We start from the raw sequence: 19,138 nt of genomic DNA, 5'->3' as shown, positions 1-19,138 counted from the left end.
CAGTGAAGCCTTCCATCTATCGTTATTTAGTGAACAATTTCCGCTCCATATGGGTTAGAAACTCATAACCATCTGGCGTTACAACAATTGTATCCTCGATTTGGAACCCACCAGCACCTAGCTCGTAATATGGCACCTCAACACATAACACCATACCGGGCTCCAGTATCCGCTGGTCACCCGGGGAGAGGGTTATATCATCGTACAGTTCCAACCCGATGGCATGTCCGACATGCTGACGTCGGTAATGCGGAATCCCCTCACGCTGTACGCGAGACACTGCCGCATGGAATACTTCCGACGCCTTGACGCCAGGGCGCACGGTCTCAAGTGCCGTCTCCCATCCACTTTTGACCGCAGCAAAATGTTTTTTCATCCAAGCGGTAGGTTCCCCTGCAACAACCGTGCGGCCCGTATCTCCCCAGTATCCTTCCAGCTGCAGGCAAAGATCGAAACGGATCTGATCTCCGGTCTCAATCGTATGAAAATAATTTTCGATGAGTGGTAATGCGCTGCGTGGCCCTGCCCCTACCGCTGTCATTGCCGGAGTTCCACCTGCTCGCATCACAGCCAGACGATAATGATCCGCAAGTTGCTTCTCATGAACACCTGCGGCAATCAGGTCAATCAGCTCCTGCTCAATCCGTTCGTTTAATTGAGCAGCCTGGCGCAGTTGCTCGATTTCGAAAGGTGTCTTAACCAGGCGGATTTGTCGGAACAGTTTATATGCGGAAACCACCGGCCTTTCAGGAAGCTCCTCCCTGATTCTAGCCAGAATATCGGGAGCGATCCGCATCTCATCGATGCCAATCGGCTGATCTTCGATCTCAAGCTGTTTTAATGCTGCCTTGAGTGCTTCAACAGGACCTGGATGAATAACCGTCGTTTGCAGGAGAGAATAAAAGAGAACAATGTCGTCAGTGGAAGGTTTGCCTTCAATTGAACCTTCCACGAAGAAATCACTGTAAGCAAATATATCTACCCCCGTAATACCGAACTGGGCTACAACGCCTAACCGATTCGTCGGAATGACGATACAAGGCTTAGCAGATCTGTCGGCAGGTAAAACCGCATAAATCTGCATGGTCCAGTTGCTTGCACGCAGCTGGGACCCGATGACATACTGAATGTTCTCTGGAGTTGTTGCGATCAGGGCGCTTAGCCCCTGAGTTTTCATCACTTCTTCCGCCCGGTCCCTGTTCAGACTTGAGCTATGGGATAGATGCTGTGAATTATTCATTTTGATCCAGTCCTCCTTTTGTTTTCCTGCGACCAAACAAACTTTCAAGCCCTGGTACAGAGTGCAACACTAGTTTAATCGTCATAAACAGAGCCAGCGCAAACGCGATCAGAACAACAGACACCACGGCTATCGTTGGGTCCTGCCATTTCTCCATATACAGGAATAGCTGTATTGGCAACGTGTAGCTATCCTGACGGAGTAGCAGCAGTGCAGCCTCGACCTGATCGAAAGTGAAGACAAAAGCGATTGACCCTGACAGAAGCAGGGATAGTCGGAGCTGTGGAAGTGTAATCGTGAAAAAAATACGCATCGGCCCTGCACCAAGGTCCGCAGCAGCTTCCCGATGAGCCGGGTGCAGATTGGCTAACGCACTGCCCACAATAGTGAGCACAAATGGAAGCACAATGACCGCTTCACCCAAAATAAGTGCAAACAGTCCACCTGCAATATGCATTTTCGAGAATAAAATCAGGTATGCGATCCCCAGCGTAATTTTTGGCATAACCATCGGAGACACAAAAAATGCCCTTAAGATACCCGAGCCCGGGAAAGGGTATTGCACGATTGCTAGCGCAGCAAGCGTACCTGTAATCAATGCCAGCAGAACCGCCCCTGTAGAAGCAATGAGGCTGTTCTTGAATGCATCGAGAAATTGGGTCTGCTCACTCAGATTGGCATACCACTTCAAGGTCAGACCTTCTGGCGGGAATTTGCTGGCTGAACCTGAGCCTACAGATGTCAACATAATCATCAGCAGTGGCAGCAGCAAATAAATTGCTACGGCGCCCACGAAGATGTAGAGTAACAGCTTGGTGCCCCTGTTCGACTTAACCATACGCCTGACCTCCCTTACGGGAACGACGGAACATCAGCATTTCTGCTCCTTTATTCACAAGCAACGAAACAACAATGGAAGACACAAGTAAAAACAGGCTGGCAACCGCAGCCATCGGCCAGTTCGTGTCCAAGGTTCGCTGGTATATAAATACTGGAAGTGTCATGACTCTTCCCCCGCCGATCAGCTGAGGTGTGGTGAATGCGGTGAGACATAGCGTGAACACAATCTGCACCCCGCTTGCAATACCTCTTGCCGATAAAGGCAGGGTAATGGTCAGGAACGTTCGCCAGCTGCCCGCCCCCAGATCCTGAGCAGCTGCCTTTAAGGAGGCGTCACTTTGGGACAGTACATTCAGGATCGGGAAGACCATAAATGGCAGGAAAATATGGACAAGGGCCACGACAACACCTGTCTCGTTGTATATCATGCTGAACCCTTCCTCGGTTAGCCCCAGACGGATGAACAGCCAGTTCATGAACCCCTGTTTGGACAACAACAGCTGCCATCCATAAGAACGTACAACCGCACTGACTAGTAGCGGGAGAAACGTGAGCAGCAACAACAATTGCTTCATGCCAGGTTTCTTTAGACCCGCAATGCAATACGCCAGTGGGTAGGCAAGCAGAAGACTCCATAGCGTAACCTTGAAGGCAATCCGAAACGTTGTGCCAATCAGCTTCCAATAATAAGGGTCGGACAGAAACGCACGATAAGCTCCTACATCCCAGCCCCGAATAAGCTTTCCATTCTCATACATATCAAAGCTATATCTGCCAAAGATCAGCAACCCACCCAGATAAACAATACCCATCAGAGCAAGCGCAGGCAACAGAAGCAGCAACCGGGTTACCCATGTGCGGTTTCCAAAGGAATACAGATTCACGATCCGTTCCGCGATCCGGTTCATATTCCTGCCCCCTGTAAACGGTCATCAATGGGTTCGGATAACAAGAGCGCGTCTTGTGGGTCAAAGCCAATCTGTATTGGCTCACCTGGACTATAACGTGAGGCTCCCCGCTGATGCAGCACACTGGCCTGAATTAGAAAACCCTCAGCAATCTGCACGTTGTATCGAATATTTGCTCCGCCATACACCGCTTCAATCACGTGTCCATCCAGCTTGTTCAGGCAATGAGTTGCATCTTCTCCAAGTCGAATATACTCATTGCGGATTGATAAGGAATGTCGTGCTCCCGCTTTCGGTACAGCATTGCCATCACTGACTTTCACCAGCAATGGCTTGCCGAAGCATTCCACCCGAATTCCATTCACATCATGTCCCAGTACTTCCGTCTCAAAGAGATTGGTATCTCCAATAAACTTGGCCACGAAACTATCGGTCGGTCTTTCATAGATTTCATCAGGGGTTGCGTATTGTAGCAGCCTTCCATCGCGCATAACGCCAATTCGGTCAGACATATTCATGGCTTCGCTCTGATCATGCGTTACAAAGATAAACGTTCCGCCGAATTCACGCTGGATGCGTTTCAGTTCACGCTGCATATCGAGACGCAGCTGCATGTCCAATGCAGAGAGAGGTTCATCAAGCAGTAGCACTTCGGGTCTGTTGATCAGTGCGCGAGCAATGGCGACGCGTTGTGCCTGACCCCCGGACAGCTCGGATACAGCACGCCTGCCATAGTCTCCGAGCTGGACCAGATCAAGCATTTCACCTACCTGCCGTTGGATATCGGCTTTTGGTAACTTCTTCACCTTTAGTCCATAGGCAATGTTGTTGAATGCATCCATATGAGGGAACAACGCAAGCTGCTGAAAAATCATATTGCTATTGCGTCCATAAGCCGGGATGCCAGTAACATCCCGACCTCCCAGCATAATGGTGCCCTGATCCGGCTGCTCAAGTCCGCCAAGCATGCGAAGCAGTGTTGTTTTGCCACAGCCACTCGGACCAAGCAAGGAAACGAATTCCCCCTTTTTCACTTGGAGTGTTACTTGATCAACGGCGGCTCGCTTACCATAAGTCTTCGTGACTTCCCTTGTTTCAATGGATATGGTCTCTTGTCCGCTGCTCATCTCTGATTCCCTCCCATCCATTCCAGGTTCAGAGCAGAACCCGGAATTATTGTGTGCCTGGCAACAATCCTTTTATTGAAGTTTTGTTTTCACGAGACGGTCCCATAGTTCTTTCCAGGAAGAGCTGTTCTGTGCAAGCACATCCCAGTCTGGATTAATACCATTACTTTGCGTTTCCACGGAGAATGAAGGATCATCCTTGTACTTGTCCGGAACTGCAGCTGTCGTACTGGTTACCGGCGTACCCGTTGCTTCTGCATATTGTGACAGCGCCTCGGCGCTCAACAACTCGTTAATAATTTCATTTGCAACACGTGCTTGCTCAGGTGTTGAGCCCTTCACTACCTGAAGTGTGTACGGGAAGGAGATGGCACCTTCACTCGGAAACGCTACGGCAAGTGGAGAACCACCATCAATCCATGTCTGTGCAACCTGTGCACTGAATGGGGCAATGAGCGCATCACCTGACTCCAGCAGTGCCTTCAGCTGATCATTGGATGAAACCAATGTGCCAATCTGGTCACTGCGATCTGCCCAGAACTGGAAGGCTGGCTCGGGATTTTCATAGGATGCGCCAATCTCTTGACCTTTGGTAGCAATAAGTGGGGAGATATATGAATAGAACATGTAGTCCCAGAGCGCAGTTTTTCCTTTGAACTCCTCGTTATCCCATAGATCGTTCCAGCTGGTAGGTGGCGTTTTCACCAGATCTTTGTTATATACCAGAGCGAAGCTCGAAACGCCCCAGACCACACCTTTATTGTCTGGCTTGTGGAAGGACTCGGGAATATCCTTAATATTGGTCACGATGCTGGTATCCAGTGGCTCCCACATGTCATCATTCAAGCCTTTTGCCGTCGCATCTGCATTGAAGTAACCGAAGTTAACAATCGGATTGTTGGCATCAGCCTGCTTGCCTGCGACCATCTTGGGGTACATTACCGAATTGGAGGATTCCTCAAAGGTGACTTCAACGTTGGGATGTTCTTTCACATACTCGGCAACCACTTCTTTCGGAACGACATCCTGATTGGAGCCAGCCCAGATAAACATCGTCAGCTTAACTTTGTCTCCGCTTGCTCCTGAAGAGTCGCTCTCTCCGGCAGTATTACTTGAGCTGCCTGCTCCACCGCAGGCGGAAAGCACCAATGTACCGGCCAGTGTCAGAGAGGCGAGGCTGAGAAAGCGTTTTTTGTTGGATTTGAACATGCAAATTCCCCCATCCATGTAGTTGGTTTTACCGATAAGACAGAACTAGATAGTCTCCATACACTTGATCAATGCAACCCTATTTGCTGGCGTAAACCTTCCATAATGTCGGATATCTCCCGTGGATCTACAGATAGGGAATCCTTATACTTCTCCTCTACAACGCCCATGGTCTGACGCTTCAGGTAGTCTCTTAGTGCAAGCGGAGCATTCAGCAAGGCCTGATTCAGTGTTACCTGCATCTCATCGCTCCATATGTCTTCAAATTGCTCCCGCGCCTTGCCAAAGGCGAATTCCTCCTGCTGCCGTGGTCGCTTGGCTCGCATTTGTTCGGTATCGCTCTCGTTCAGCTCCAGGCCGTCAATCACAACACCATATAACTCAAGAGCTTTCTCCGGGGATACCAGCCCACTTCTTACATCCTCCAGAACTAGGCGTGGTTCACGTTCAAGTGGATCACCATATCCGCCTCCGCCTTGCGACAGGAACGTAACCGTTTCTCCAGGTTGAAGCAGCAGCTCATCAATTCTTCCCAGATGATGCTCACTTGCACGTCCAGCATTAAGAATCGCTTCTCCATGTGAACCTACGCCACCACCGAGCCTGCCCCAGGGCTGGAACTCCATACGCTCCATGTTTCTGGCCGTCATCACGGTATCCGGTGTTAGAATTCTGACACATAAATCAATTCCGCTTCCGCCACGGAAGGTTCCTGCACCCGCCGAGTCAGCACGAAGACCATAATGCTCAATCAACACAGGCATCTCGGATTCCACCGTTTCCGCAGGAATATTCCGAAGATGACCGACCGCAAAATCCATGCCATCAATGCCGTCTTTCATCGGCCTAGCTCCCGAACCTCCGCAGATCGGCTGAATTACGCCCACCTTTTTCTTGCCATCGGATGCATCTGTCATCGCCATCATGACGATGCAGGCTTGTCCAGCTCCTGCCGCGGGAACCATACTGCCCTGAGCTTTCCCCAGTGCTCCCGTGATAACGTCCATCAGCCGGATAAAGGTCGCAGCACGTGCCCCAACTGCTGCCATCGGCTCCGGGTTTAGTACGGAAGCAGGCGGCGCGTAATTTCGCACCATACGAATCATGCCCGAATTCCAAGGAATGGTCGGATCGAGCGTACGGAAATAACGAATGAGTGCGGGCACCAGCATGTAATGGCCCTGTTGGTTGTGGGTAGGAATGTTGAATGAAGCCCTAACCTGAGGATCGGTGCCGCTAAAGTCCAGATGAATGTCACTACCTGCAATCGTCATCTTGCAACGCAACCGAATAGGATATCCTCCTGGTCCTTTCTCCAGATAGTCCCAGAAGTCATAGGAACCGTCCGGGATATCTTGCACGATAACACGTGCCTTCAGCTCGGCATATTCCAGCAAATGTTCGATGCCCTGCTGGATTTTTCCCACGCCATATCGTGCAATGAGTTCCTCAAGCCGTTGCTCTCCCCGATTCAATGCAGCCATAAGCGCTTTGAGATCACCGAGATTTTGCTCCGGAATTCGGCTGTTGTCCATAAACATTCGCAGGATCTGCTCGTTGAGAACACCAGCTTCATACAGCTTGACTGGTGCAATTCGAATGCCTTCCATATGAATATCGTAGGCGCTGGGAGATACGCTCCCCGGTACCTTGCCGCCCACATCGGATGAATGGACAAAGCACATGCCGTAAGCAATGATTCGCCCTTCGTGAAAATAAGGCTTGATGAGATGAATGTCTGGAAGGTGTGTAACCATGCCTTTGGTGGAATAAGGATCATTACATATGACGAGATCCCCTTCTTTCCAGTCTTCTATACTGTTAATGGTCGCAGCAGCAGGGATGCCCAGGGACAGATTGTAACCCGTCTCCAGCGGCGATCCGAACGTTTCCCCGGATGGAGATAAGAGGTAGGTTCCAAAATCGCCAGTTTCTTTGACAAAAGCGGTGAATCCTGTGCGCAGAACAACATTTGCCATTTCTTCCACAGCAGCTTGAATTCGGTTGTTAAAAATCTCAAGAAAGACCTTGTCGCCGATCATGCTTCCACCTCCCCAATCACGTTCCCATGCACATCCCGGTATACCTTATATCCTGGCGGAATAAAGATCGTTGTATCATATTCCTCCACAATAATGGGCCCGGGGATGGGGGCATCCACCGATGGAATTTGTCCCCTTTTCAGTACCTTGGCAATCTGCTGTACATGGTCAAAGGTGATGAGCCTTTCTTCCGCTACACTCTCATCAAATGGCAAATTTGCCGGATCTAGCGTGTTATGGGTAGGTAAAACACCAACAATGGTTGCTCTGAGACTTACAAACATGACCTCTGCCTCTGGCTGACTAATGCCAAACACGTTTTGGTAAGACGTATGGAATTTAATCCCTGCCTTCTTTGGATCTTCAATTTCTTCCAATGTCAGCGTGACCTCAAGATCAAAGGCCTGTCCCTCATATCGCATATCCGCACTGTACAGGCAATAAATATTGTCCAGCTTGACACCACCACGGGCTTCCTCATCAACCCAGCTACGTCCCTGATTTTCCAATTCAGCAAAAAGAGAGCTTAATTCACCAGACTCCAGAGTCTGGGTACTTTTGTGTAACGTATGAACGAAATCATTGCGGAGATTGGCAACCGTGCAGCCCATGGCACACAGTGTTCCCGGAGATGGCGGGATCAGCACTCTGCCGATACCTACCTCACGTGCCATCAGAAAAGCATGCATCGGGCCTGCTCCACCATATGGGAGCAACGTAAAATCGCGGGGATCAACACCCTTGCGAGCCATGAGGGGAGAAAACTGGGCATACATATTGGCGGTTGCCACATCAAGAATGGCTTGCGCAGTCTGTTCGGCATTCAGTCCAAGCTTCTCTCCCAGATTGCCCAGAGTACGCTCTGCAAGTTCTGGATACAGACTCATTTGTCCGCCAAGGAAACGGTCAGCATGCAGGATACCGAGCTGTAGATAGGCATCTGTGGTTGTCGGCTCTTCTCCCCCGCGCTGATAACATGCCGGACCGGGGTTGGCTCCCGCGCTGCGCGGCCCAACCTTGAGTACGCCCACGGAATCGAGCCAGGCAATTGAACCACCACCTGCTCCTATAGCCGTTACATCAACAGCAGGAATGATGACAGGAAAATCTCCAACCTTGTTCTCAGAAGAATAACTCGGTTCTTTGTCAATAAGGGCGACATCAACGCTTGTCCCACCCATGTCAAATGTGATGACCTGATGAATGCCCGCTCGTTCAGCAATATGGGTCGCGGCGATTACACCGGAAGCAGGCCCGGACAGAAGCGTACGTACCGGCTCATTAGCCGCTCTGGCAGCCGTCATAATTCCACCGTTGGACATGGTCGACAGCAAGTTGGCTTTGAGGCCGTATACCTGAATCCCTTCTTGCAGACGCAGGAAGTAAGACCCCATCCGTTCACCTACATAAGCGTTTATGGCCGTTGCGAGTGTTCGTTCGAACTCACGCTGTTGTGGCCAGATGGCGCTGCTTCGGCAGATGAACAGTTGCGGATAACGTTCCCTGATCAGCTCTTCCGCAAGCTGCTCATGAGCGGGATTCACATAAGCATGTAAAAAGCTAATCGCCAAAGCGGTAACGCCATCCTCCACCAGCTCATCCACCGCTTGCAACAGTTGTTCCTCATTCAGTGGCTGGAGTATGCCCCCACTCGCAATGACCCGTTCATCGATTTCCTTAACGCGATGTCTCGGTACTAGTGCATCGGTCTTGTCACCATACAGATTGGTTGTATCCTCAAGTCGCAACCGGCGGATTTCAAGAATGTCACGGAATCCTTTAGTGACGAGCAGACCTGTAACTGCGCCATTTCGCTCAATCAACGTGTTGACGCCAAGCGTTGTTCCATGCACAAACAGATCAATCTCATGAATATTCACGCCACTCGCCTTCAACTGATCAAGTGCGTTAAAAATCGCCTGTTCCGGAGCTACTGCAATCGATGGCGTTTTCAGCGCCGCAATCACCCTGCCCTGATGGTCCATCACCAGCGCATCCGTGAAAGTACCTCCGATATCTATGCCTAGACGGTAGATTGTGTCCACAAGCTCAACTCCTTTATCACCGGGTCTGTTTCTAAGGAATGTTATTGGTTTTGCATGGCGAAATAACGTTTGACATCATCGATCATTTGGTTGATATGATTCACCATTGCCGCTTCAGCCTGCTCCGGAGAGCCCGCTACAATAGCATCCAGAATCTGCTGATGATCCACAACTAATTCACTTCCTACTCTCCTACGAATATACGCTGTTTCCAGAAAATCGCGGCTTGTTTCCCATACCAGTTCAACCGCATGCAGAAGAATTTGGTTTTGCGCAGCATAAGCCAGCAATCTGTGAAACTCCCGGTCCTCCTCATATGGTATAATATTCTTGGAAAGCAATTCATGCTGGTTGGCAATAGATGCTTGCAACAGTACTATGTATTCTTTCGAGGCACGTTGTGCTGCCAAGGAAGCGATCTCCCGCTCAAGTGCCCTTCTGGCAACGAGAACATCTAACAGAGCCTTTTCCCCAGAATGGTTCAGCATCTGAATTAACTGTGAGTTCACGCTTTGTTGCTGCAAATCTTTTTCCAACGTCTTCATTCGATCCAGACCCTGTTCGGTCAAAGTTCTTCCCTTGCGACCTTCCAGAACTGTAAAACCTTCAACATCCATCTCCATAAGTCTTCTTCCGATGGTTGCCTGACTCAGACCATACGTTTTGCCCAAAGTATGAACCAACGTACTGGCCCCGATGGGAGCATTAGCGTCTCGAAGCTGCTTCAGCAGTTCGTATTCCAACTCCATTTCGTTTAGCTCAGGACCCACTGATTTCACCCCTCTTAGATACTTAATTGTTTTTTATCTTCTTCGTAGTTGTTACTCACTGATGATTAACGTAAGTATACCTTGCAGACATCACAATTTCAACAATTCTCATCAAAATAGTGCGAATTATTCCCTCAGCTATACTGTGCGCCTTTTCAATTCAAAATCAAAATTAAAAAAGAGCATTCCACATCCTTTATTCCAGCGTTTATCTGGAGGATGCAATCTGCCCTTAACGTAGCAATCTTTTAAGATCACAAATGTAATCATTAATACTCAAATCAGGTATCAGGACTTGAGTTGTTGCAACAACTGCACACGGTAGGTTTCACTTTCAAGGGATTGAATTTCCTTATATTCTTCAGCAGTTAACACTTTGGGTTCCCCGGCTGCCTTGGCGATCATATATACTTTCGCACTTTCTTCCACCACCTGGGTACGGTAATAGGCTTCGCGGAGGTTTTTACCGGTCGTAACCAATCCGTGATTGACGAGAATGAGTGCCGTATGTTCTTCTACCTTTGCTGAGACTGCATCGGCAAGAAGCTTCGTCGTTGGCAGAACATATGGAACGAATCCGATATCGCCCACCAAGGCCGACTGATCAGGAAACAAGTGTGGCAATTCATCGAAAACGAGACTAAGTGCAATCGTATATGCCGGATGCGTATGCACAATGGCTTGGATATCAGGGTTCACACGATAACTGTACAGATGCATCAATACTTCGGAAGAAGGGCGAGTTGCTCCCTCGCTAGTCGACCCTGTCTCGATATCAATAGCGATCCATTCGTCAGGCTCCAGATCCTCAAGTGCATAACCACTCGGAGACAACAACATCGTTCCCCCAGAGCGAGCGCTCAGATTCCCACCGGGTCCTACCACCAACCCTTGGGCAACTGCTCTGCGAGCATATTTCGTCAACTCTTCCCTTACTTGCTGTTCAGACATGTTGCTCACCACTCCTCATACTTTTCTTTTTAGATTTTGCATCCATGCTCATTTCATTGGATTGTTCATTACCTTTTGATTTGATTCAGACTTTGGTAGTTTTCATAAGCTTCCTGCCACAGCTCTGTATCCTCAGGCTCATAGGTCTCGGGGGAAAAGGAAGCAGCCATGACCTCCCGTACCTCGGCCAAGCTACTCACTTCTCCATGCGCAAGGAATTGCAGCATGCAATTCCCTGCTGAAGTCGCCTCTGCCGGGCCTGCCACCACCGGGACACCGGCTGCATTGGCTGTAAACTGGCATAATAGTCGATTGTGTACACCACCACCAACCATTTGAATGACACGAGGTCTTGTACCTGTAATCAACTGCAGTTCATCCAGCGTTTGTCTGAATTCTAATGCAAGACTTTCCAGAATGCAGCGCACAATCGCTCCAGTCGTTTCAGGCACAGTCTGTCCGGTGAGATTGCATTGTTGCCGTATTCGTTCAGACATATTTCCTAGCGCCAAATACACGCCATCTCCCGGCAATACATAACTTTGATGCGGCGTTGCCAAGGTAGCCAATTGAATCAGTTCTTCATGTGTAAAAGGTTGATTCTCCCGCTCCCATTGCCGTTTGCATTCCTGTAGTAGCCACAAGCCTGAACGATTTTTCAGGGTGCGTACTTTTCCACTTACCGTCCCTTCATTGGTGAATCCCAATGCACGACTTCGTTTATCCAATACAGGTGTATCACGCTCCACCCCCATAAGAGACCAGGTACCACAGCTGATAAAAGCGAAATCCGAATCATTCGCAGGGATTGCTGCCAAGGCAGATGCCGTATCATGTGAGCCCACAGAGACTACCTTCATCGGTCCAGTCCGTAACTCTTCGCACAACTCATTTGTTAAATCACCCAGCACGGTACCCGGTTGAACGAGTTTTGGAAATAATGTTTCCGGTATACCGAGACGCCCGATCAGATGTTCATTCCAACGCGCCTCGCCTGCATGCAACAGCCCGCTAGTACTTGCAATCGTATACTCACAAGCCTGCTGACCGGATAGATAATAGTGAAATAAATCCGGCATAAATAACATGCGCACATCCGGACGCAAACCTTCGGCCTGCTCTCGTACACTGCCTAACAGTTGAAATACTGTATTGATCTGCTGCGGCAAAACGCCAGACATGGCATACAGTTCTTCTTCTTTCACCATGTGCAGTGCTTCTTCCATCCACTGTGCATTGCGTGCTTCCCGATAGTGACGTGGGTTCGAGCACAACCTTCCCGCATCATCCACCAGTCCATAGTCCACTCCCCACGTATCCACAGCTATAGAACGGACCGATGGAGAGATGCCTTGCGTCCCTTTCACAATGCCTTGTTTTAATTCATGAAAAAGTCGCAAGAAATCCCAATACAATCCATCCCCAAGCTGCACGGGTTCGTTGTTGAATCGATGCACTTCTTGTAACGAGAGTCTGTTTCCATCAAAAGAACCCCGGACTACGCGCCCACTACCGGCGCCGTAATCGGCAGCAAGCACATGTGTTGCTTGATTGCCCATTCTTTCAAGCCTCCTTAACTCTACGCGATAAGCCGTATTCGAGTTCTGAACATGGCTTTCAAGAGAACGCCATGTTACCTCATTTCACAAGGAACATGGCGTTTGACAGGAATGGAACTATTTTAACGATATAACGGGCCAAACACACTGCAAGCACGGTAGTCTGCACTCTCCGGCTCACTTGTGCCGAATAATCCCCATGCACGCGGACGGAAAATTTCCGTTTCAGGTACATTATGCATATTTACCGAAATGCGAAGCATGGAAGCGAGCGTAATCAGATCTGCACCGATGTGTCCATACGAGATGGAGCCATGATTGGCGCCCCATTGATTCATGACTTCGTATACGGAAGTAAACGCTCCCGCTCCAGTTAGAACAGGTGCAAACCAGGTGGATGGCCAGGTTGGATCTGTCCGCTGATCCAGCGTATCATGCACATCTTCAGGCAGATCGACCGTGTAACCCTGAGCGATTTGCAGCACTGGTCCCAGTCCTTTGACCAGATTCAGACGTGTCATCGTTACAGGCATGCCACCTTTGGTCAGGAAATCCGCTGAATAGCCGCCCCCGCGGAAATACTCTACGGATGCCGGTCTCCACGATGTTGCTTTCAGGCAGTCCTGAACTTCCTCATCTGTAATTTCCCAGAATGGCTTGAGTACAGGCTTACCATCTCTGGACTGTTGCCCAGTGCCATCCAAGGCTGCCGAACCAGAGTTGATCAGATGCAGAATGCCGTCCTTCGCATTTCCTTCCAACTGGTGTCCCGTCACACGTTGTACTGAATCCGGACTCCAATACGTACGCACATCAGCAAAGATCTGTGCCGTATGTGTCAGCAGCGAACCGAACAACATGGACACGCCATTCAGGCTGTCATTCTCCGTTGCAACCAGATAAGGCGCACGTTTGCCATTCCAGTCAAAGGAAGAGTTTAATATCGACTCCAGAAAATCTCCGTTCGGAGAATGATCCGTCCACTGCCGTTGTCCCTGGAAGCCGGATACAATCGCGTGGTGACCCATCGACTCCTCTGTAAAACCAAGCTCTGCCAATCTTGGGTTGCCCGCCATCAAGTCACGCACGATTTGGGTCATTTTCACAACGGTTTCCCATTCGTACTCTTTGCGTTTGCGATCCGTTTGCAGATGGGCAGCGTTGTTGTCCGGACCTTCGTTACAATTCTCCTTCACCCAGGCCAGTGCGAGCTTATACTCCTCGGGGTCGTAGATTTCTTCTTCGATACGACGAGTGAGTTCACTCATATCCACGTATTCATTACGCATGCCCAGATACTCTTGGAAAAATGAATCGTTCACAATCGAACCTGCAATCCCCATGGATACTGATCCAATAGACAGATAGGCTTGCCCTTTCAAGGTCGCGGCTGCAAGACCTGCACGGCTGAACCGGAGCAATTTCTCACGCACGTCATCGGGAATTGTTGTATCTCCGCCGTCCTGCACATCTTCTCCATAGATCCCAAAGGCCGGAATCCCCTTCTGTGCATGGGCAGAGAGTACCGCTGCCAGATATACTGCACCCGGACGTTCAGTCCCGTTAAAACCCCAGATGGCTGTAGGAATGGATGGTGACATATCCATCGTTTCCGTACCATAACACCAGCATGGTGTCACGGTGATCGTTACGCCAACGTTGGAACGGCTGAATAGTTCTGATGCTGCGGCCGCTTCAGCCACTCCGCCAATACAGGTCTCGGCCACAACACACTCCACCGCGGAGCCGTCAGGATAACGCAGTTCAGCTGCAAGCAGTTCCGCAACAGATGTCGCCATCCTCATCGTTTGTTCTTCCAGTGACTCCCGAACACCTTTGCGTCTTCCATCAATCGTGGGACGAATACCAATCTTGGGAAAAGCCTGTTTATAACGATAATCCTGATGTGTCATACTGGAATGTCCTCCTTCAATTCGTTTCATAGAATTTGGGTTGAATTGAGAAACCTTCTGTCTGATCCATGTGCAGTGATTGGAATAAGATAATGACGGAAATACAACCGATACCCGGGTGGCACGCAAGAGTTACATACACAGATTATCAAGAGCACTACTTGAGTGTTGAATGCGTTTACATATTTTTAAAAATAACAATAAACCACTTCATTAATTAGCTATGAATGTAGTTCCTCTATTCGGAAAATGGAACAAGCATGAGCGAATTCAACGAAATGGTTTATGTAGTAAAGACGTTCAGAACCCTTTAGGGTTATCGGTAACCCTAACATAGCACGAGCCTATCTTGCTGTCAATTGACATTATCCTATAGAATGGTAAGACTATGTTGCGGAAAGGTTAGATTCTAATGATTACCATTTACGATATTGCCAAAAAAGCCAACGTCTCCGCCATGACGGTCTCCAAGGTCATTAATCATACAGGCCGTATAAGTTCCGCGACACGTGAACGTGTGCAACAGGTGATCGACGAACTGGGTTACATCCCGAACTCCAATGCACGTAGCCTTGTGCTTCAACGAACCCAGATGCTCTCCCTGCTTATTACGGATATTACCAACCCTTTTTATACAACACTGGCGCGTGGTGCTGAAGATGCAGCCCATCTTCGTGGGTACCGTCTTTTATTCGGCAATAGTGACGAGGATTACAAAAAGGAAAAGGATTATGTAGATGCGATTCTGTCTACTCGTGTGGATGGTGTACTCTTTGCCCCAGCGGGAGATCGTTCTCTCCAACATCTGAAACAGCTGCAGGAACGTCACATTCCGTTTGTTTTTCTGGACCGCACCGTACCTGGCATTACGTCAGATATCATTGCTGGAGATAGCCGGGAAGGCGCGATTGCTCTGATCCGATATCTGGTGCAATTGGGGCACCGGCGCATTGCACTGGTCAATGGTTCTTCGGAGGTTTCTACCGCCAGACTGCGGGAGGAAGGTTATATAGCGGGTTTACGAGAGGCCGGAGCTGATATTGATCCCGAGCTTGTGCTTCGAACCGGGTACCGGGATTTCAGTGATGTAGAGGGACTCGATCGACTACTCTCTCAACCAAATCAACCAACAGCCATTTTTGCAGCCAACAACATGCTGGCGATTGGGGTCATTCGGCTTTTGCGCAAACGGGGACTACGTGTACCAGAAGACATTTCTGTTGTGTGTTTCGACGATCTGGATCTGGCTTCTGCCTTCGATCCTTTCCTGACTGTAGCTGCACAGCCAGCATATGAATTTGGGTTTCAGGGCGTACAGATGCTGATTGACCGAATTGAGGGTAAGTCCCCTTCCGAAGCCCAAACCGTCATTCTACCGTCAGAACTGCGCATACGGGCATCAGCTACTGCTCCACGTGAGCAAAAATAGAGTTAAGCACAAGAGTTGACTAAATAATATCGTGTAAATGATTAGTCCCACTTATCTAAATTAGGTCCCGTTCAAATTCGTAAAAATGTACAACATAAACAGGGTGCACCGGAGATTACACTCTGGTTGCACCCTGTTGGATGTTCATTCGCTGAAATAATCCGTCGTTCGAGCCGTTTGGTTCGTCTGTTTCACTAAGGCTCGTCGAATTCATTTTGGTTCCATCCGAACCGATATTTCTACCGCTCCGACTGTAATGCAAGAGCGACCTCACGAACGAGTCCCGGGAACCAGTCCATCAAAGGTTCGAACGTATACCCCGCTTGTTCAGCTTTGGTCGTCTCCATCGTCCATGATTGCTCAATTCCGAAGGGTGACATGTCCTCTTTCACCGTTTCCGTGAGGATCTGGGACTGCATGCCCGTGACCGTCTCGATCAGATGTATCATGGCTGACAACGTAATCGCACCCTTGGAAGCTGCATTCACCGGACCGGTAATGGACGAATGTCCAAGCCAAGCGAGAAATCTTGCCGCTTCGGTGGAATTGATAAATCCAATCTCCGCATCCGGATTTGGCATGCCGATCGGTTTTCCTTTTTGCACATGTTCAATATGAAAATGAAGTCTTCTCGTATAATCATCAATTCCGAGTACAATGGGAATGCGCATCGCCACAACCGGGAAATCCGCTTCCTGGAAAAATACAGCCTCCGCAAGCCGTTTGCCTTCTCCATACGAAAAATCCTCTGCACTTCCATACTGCAATGGATATGTATACGGGTCAAAATCCGTTTCCTTAAATCCAGGTCTGGGATCACCGTACACCGAGAGTGTGGATGTCAGAACGTATCTTTTGGTGCGTCCTGCAAAAGCTTCACATGCCGCTTTCGCCGCATCTGGAGAATAACAAATATTATCGTACACAACATCCCACATGTCTGTCTGTGCAACCTCTGCCAGAGATTCCGGGTCTTCACGATCCATCTTGATTCGGTTTACTTCGGGTCCGAAGTCGACATCCGTTTTACCACGAGTTGCGACTGTGATCTGAGACTTCCCTTCCCACAGCAAGTGATCCACCAGACGTTTACCAAAAAAACGTGTACCCCCAAGTATAAGTACTTTATTCATCCAAAAAACCTCCTATCTTGTTCGATTATGTTTAACAATTTGAAGCATGGTATGAGCATTCCGTTGAAACTCATATGAAGTTGGTTCTTCGGATACCGTACACCCACGCTCTTCGAGTATTAATTTCAACTCATCCATGTGTTTGTAACGTTCGCCAGACAGATCCACTGTTGGAAAAATGCGAACCTCTTGTTTGGTCACACGCAGCAACTCCATTATGGTTGCAACATGAAAATCAACATCCAATCGATCCGCATACGTAAACAGGAAATGGGCGGATAACGTCAGATCGAATTGTTCATCTGCAAAGGGTAGATCCGGGAGCACAGACGCCACATAACGGTAAGGAAACATTCTCATATCTGCGATGCAATCTGTGATGGCACGAGTTCGTTCTTCCTTTAACCCCTGGATTGATCCAAATTGATCCCACACATATCTCCCTTGCACGGGTTCCATCTGTTTCATCGTATGCTCAATGTCCTGAAATCCCTTTATTTCAAGCTCGTCGATCTCGTATTCGTAGGCAATATCCACGGCCACGGGATCAGCACCCAACTTGCGCGCCTGGCTACTGAACGAACATGCTCCACCTGGACAATCCAGAATAGACTTGCCATTAATCTCGTCCACCGTTAAGTTGAACATCTTCATATATTCCTCGAAGGTTCTTCCTATGAAAACGATCTGTGACAGTTCCAAACCTCCAGAATCATTGGAGTGCTGATCTTCTCTGCTGTTATTCTTCTCTTCTCTACTGTTGCTCTGCTCATCTCTGCTCATCTCGTCTCAGCTTCCTTTCCTGCGCTTGAATCAATCGTTAGGGAACACAAGCCCAATCTGCTTCCGAATCTGATCCATAACCTGCATCGTCACATAAGAGCGTTCATACGTGTTCATGTCAGACTCCTTTTTGCCTTCCTGAACCAGATTCACGAACTCCTCCACTTCATAATACATCGCCGGATGGTTTTGTTCGACTGTGAGCTGCTCCACCGTACCGTCATTGTAACGTATCTCTGCATGTTCCGGTGAGCCAATCTTGTCAATGATGATGCTGCCCAGCTCACCCATGATTTCGCTTGGCAGATGAGAGTTGGAGATTTTGGAGTATGTAACGACCGCATCCATCCCATCATAGTCCAGCAGCACACTACCTTGTCCATCCACGCCAGATTTCAGCATCATCGCTTGGGATTGAACCCGGTTAGGTGCACCGAACATCGTAATCAATGGATAGAGACAATACACACCGAGATCCATTAACGCCCCATTAGCGAGTTCAGGCTTGAACGCGTTCAGGACAATCCCCTCTTTGTACTTGTCGTAACGCGAAGAATACTGAGAGTATCCTGCTACGTATTTGCGGACAGGACCGATTTTATGCAGGCTCTTCTGCACCATTTTGAACTGGGGAACAAGAGTCGATTTCATCGCTTCCATGAGCAGAACCTCGTGTTCTCGTGCAGTATCGATCATACTCCGAACTTCGGCGCTATTTGCAGCCAGAGGTTTCTCGCACAATACATGTTTACCGTTTCTCAGAAAAAGCTCAGCCTGCTCCGCATGAACCGTATTCGGTGTTGCGATGTAGACTGCATCAATCACATCACTTGCCGCCAACTCTTCCAGATCGGTGAATCGGTGTTCAACATCATATTTATCTGCGAATGCATTAGCCTTATCTTCAGTTCTGGAATACACGGCGGTTAATTTGAATCCTTCAACCTGTGTTGCGGCTTCAAGAAGCCTTTCTGTAATCCAGTTGGTACCCACTACGCCAAAACGAACCATGCCTACCTACCTCTTTCATCTATAAATTTCATTTGAGATATAAACCACTTCCATCTTGTATATTGTAGCTCATATTTCGTTCAGATTGAAGGAAGGGGCCATATCCCCAAATATTGATATCTTGCTTTTTAAGTTAGAACTTCGTCAATCCCTTCGAATCAAGGGTATAATTAGAGAT

General features: G+C 48.9%; 15 protein-coding genes. 1 reads left to right on the top strand and 14 read right to left on the bottom strand.

Annotation, left to right across the window (positions count from 1 at the left end; translation table 11 throughout):
* Positions 1–22 precede the first annotated feature (22 nt).
* The 11 genes from MHI01_RS01595 to MHI01_RS01545 all read right to left on the bottom strand — a co-directional run bounded on the left by MHI01_RS01595 (position 23) and on the right by MHI01_RS01545 (position 14,604).
* Positions 23–1,240, bottom strand: a complete 1,218-nt coding sequence (locus MHI01_RS01595) for a Xaa-Pro peptidase family protein (protein WP_340982350.1) — start codon at positions 1,238–1,240, stop codon at positions 23–25.
* Positions 1,233–2,078 carry an ABC transporter permease gene (locus MHI01_RS01590; RefSeq protein WP_340982349.1) on the bottom strand — a complete coding sequence of 282 codons (846 nt, stop codon included), beginning with the start codon at positions 2,076–2,078 and terminating at the stop codon, positions 1,233–1,235. The genes MHI01_RS01595 and MHI01_RS01590 overlap by 8 nt, the downstream gene beginning before the upstream one ends.
* Entirely contained in the window at positions 2,071–2,988 is a 918-nt protein-coding gene (locus MHI01_RS01585) for an ABC transporter permease (protein WP_340982348.1), read from the bottom strand. The genes MHI01_RS01590 and MHI01_RS01585 overlap by 8 nt, the downstream gene beginning before the upstream one ends.
* Positions 2,985–4,115, bottom strand: a complete 1,131-nt coding sequence (locus MHI01_RS01580) for an ABC transporter ATP-binding protein (RefSeq protein WP_340982347.1) — start codon at positions 4,113–4,115, stop codon at positions 2,985–2,987. Before MHI01_RS01580 ends, MHI01_RS01585 begins: the two co-directional genes overlap by 4 nt.
* 72 nt (positions 4,116–4,187) lie before the next feature.
* Positions 4,188–5,324, bottom strand: a complete 1,137-nt coding sequence (locus tag MHI01_RS01575) for an ABC transporter substrate-binding protein (RefSeq protein ID WP_340982346.1) — start codon at positions 5,322–5,324, stop codon at positions 4,188–4,190.
* Positions 5,325–5,392: 68 nt separating this feature from the next.
* Positions 5,393–7,366, bottom strand: a complete 1,974-nt coding sequence (locus MHI01_RS01570) for a hydantoinase B/oxoprolinase family protein (RefSeq protein WP_340982345.1) — start codon at positions 7,364–7,366, stop codon at positions 5,393–5,395.
* A complete protein-coding gene (locus tag MHI01_RS01565) occupies positions 7,363–9,411 on the bottom strand; it encodes a hydantoinase/oxoprolinase family protein (RefSeq protein ID WP_340982344.1) in 2,049 nt (682 codons plus the stop codon). The genes MHI01_RS01570 and MHI01_RS01565 overlap by 4 nt, the downstream gene beginning before the upstream one ends.
* A 41-nt stretch (positions 9,412–9,452) precedes the next feature.
* Entirely contained in the window at positions 9,453–10,181 is a 729-nt protein-coding gene (locus tag MHI01_RS01560; RefSeq protein ID WP_245838229.1) for an FCD domain-containing protein, read from the bottom strand.
* A 288-nt stretch (positions 10,182–10,469) separates the two neighbouring features.
* Positions 10,470–11,132: a class II aldolase/adducin family protein gene (locus MHI01_RS01555; RefSeq protein WP_340982343.1), complete on the bottom strand. Its 663-nt coding sequence runs from the start codon at positions 11,130–11,132 to the stop codon at positions 10,470–10,472.
* A gap of 68 nt (positions 11,133–11,200) precedes the next feature.
* Complete coding sequence (locus tag MHI01_RS01550; RefSeq protein WP_340982342.1) at positions 11,201–12,691, bottom strand: rhamnulokinase; 1,491 nt, start codon at positions 12,689–12,691, stop codon at positions 11,201–11,203.
* A 122-nt stretch (positions 12,692–12,813) separates the two neighbouring features.
* Complete coding sequence (locus MHI01_RS01545) at positions 12,814–14,604, bottom strand: L-fucose isomerase (protein ID WP_340982341.1); 1,791 nt, start codon at positions 14,602–14,604, stop codon at positions 12,814–12,816.
* Between the two features lie 412 nt (positions 14,605–15,016).
* On the opposite strand from MHI01_RS01545, the gene MHI01_RS01540 reads away from it, so the two are divergent.
* Positions 15,017–16,033 carry a LacI family DNA-binding transcriptional regulator gene (locus MHI01_RS01540; RefSeq protein ID WP_340982340.1) on the top strand — a complete coding sequence of 339 codons (1,017 nt, stop codon included), beginning with the start codon at positions 15,017–15,019 and terminating at the stop codon, positions 16,031–16,033.
* Positions 16,034–16,272: 239 nt separating this feature from the next.
* On the opposite strand, the gene MHI01_RS01535 is transcribed toward MHI01_RS01540, so the two are convergent.
* The 3 genes from MHI01_RS01535 to MHI01_RS01525 are packed head-to-tail and all read right to left on the bottom strand — an operon-like array spanning position 16,273 to position 18,960.
* Positions 16,273–17,166: an NAD-dependent epimerase/dehydratase family protein gene (locus tag MHI01_RS01535; RefSeq protein WP_315372666.1), complete on the bottom strand. Its 894-nt coding sequence runs from the start codon at positions 17,164–17,166 to the stop codon at positions 16,273–16,275.
* Between the two features lie 12 nt (positions 17,167–17,178).
* Entirely contained in the window at positions 17,179–17,949 is a 771-nt protein-coding gene (locus tag MHI01_RS01530; protein ID WP_340982339.1) for an SAM-dependent methyltransferase, read from the bottom strand.
* Positions 17,950–17,979: 30 nt separating this feature from the next.
* A complete protein-coding gene (locus tag MHI01_RS01525; RefSeq protein WP_340982338.1) occupies positions 17,980–18,960 on the bottom strand; it encodes a Gfo/Idh/MocA family protein in 981 nt (326 codons plus the stop codon).
* Between the last annotated feature and the right edge of the window lie 178 nt (positions 18,961–19,138).

The organism is Paenibacillus sp. FSL M7-0656 (genome assembly GCF_038003225.1).
Classification (GTDB): Bacteria; Bacillota; Bacilli; order Paenibacillales; family Paenibacillaceae; genus Paenibacillus; species Paenibacillus amylolyticus.
The sequence above is the reverse complement of the archived record's forward strand: the minus strand, read 5'-3'. Positions and strand labels throughout refer to the sequence as shown.

Excerpts from the sequence above, each read along its gene's own strand:
- MHI01_RS01595 (WP_340982350.1), bottom strand. The coding sequence starts at position 1,240 with ATGAATAATTCACAGCATCTATCCCATAGCTCAAGTCTGAACAGGGAC.
- MHI01_RS01590 (WP_340982349.1), bottom strand. The coding sequence starts at position 2,078 with ATGGTTAAGTCGAACAGGGGCACCAAGCTGTTACTCTACATCTTCGTG.
- MHI01_RS01585 (WP_340982348.1), bottom strand. The coding sequence starts at position 2,988 with ATGAACCGGATCGCGGAACGGATCGTGAATCTGTATTCCTTTGGAAAC.
- MHI01_RS01580 (WP_340982347.1), bottom strand. The coding sequence starts at position 4,115 with ATGAGCAGCGGACAAGAGACCATATCCATTGAAACAAGGGAAGTCACG.
- MHI01_RS01575 (WP_340982346.1), bottom strand. The coding sequence starts at position 5,324 with ATGTTCAAATCCAACAAAAAACGCTTTCTCAGCCTCGCCTCTCTGACA.
- MHI01_RS01570 (WP_340982345.1), bottom strand. The coding sequence starts at position 7,366 with ATGATCGGCGACAAGGTCTTTCTTGAGATTTTTAACAACCGAATTCAA.
- MHI01_RS01555 (WP_340982343.1), bottom strand. The coding sequence starts at position 11,132 with ATGTCTGAACAGCAAGTAAGGGAAGAGTTGACGAAATATGCTCGCAGA.
- MHI01_RS01550 (WP_340982342.1), bottom strand. The coding sequence starts at position 12,691 with ATGGGCAATCAAGCAACACATGTGCTTGCTGCCGATTACGGCGCCGGT.
- MHI01_RS01545 (WP_340982341.1), bottom strand. The coding sequence starts at position 14,604 with ATGACACATCAGGATTATCGTTATAAACAGGCTTTTCCCAAGATTGGT.
- MHI01_RS01540 (WP_340982340.1), top strand. The coding sequence starts at position 15,017 with ATGATTACCATTTACGATATTGCCAAAAAAGCCAACGTCTCCGCCATG.
- MHI01_RS01535 (WP_315372666.1), bottom strand. The coding sequence starts at position 17,166 with ATGAATAAAGTACTTATACTTGGGGGTACACGTTTTTTTGGTAAACGT.
- MHI01_RS01530 (WP_340982339.1), bottom strand. The coding sequence starts at position 17,949 with ATGAGCAGAGATGAGCAGAGCAACAGTAGAGAAGAGAAGAATAACAGC.
- MHI01_RS01525 (WP_340982338.1), bottom strand. The coding sequence starts at position 18,960 with ATGGTTCGTTTTGGCGTAGTGGGTACCAACTGGATTACAGAAAGGCTT.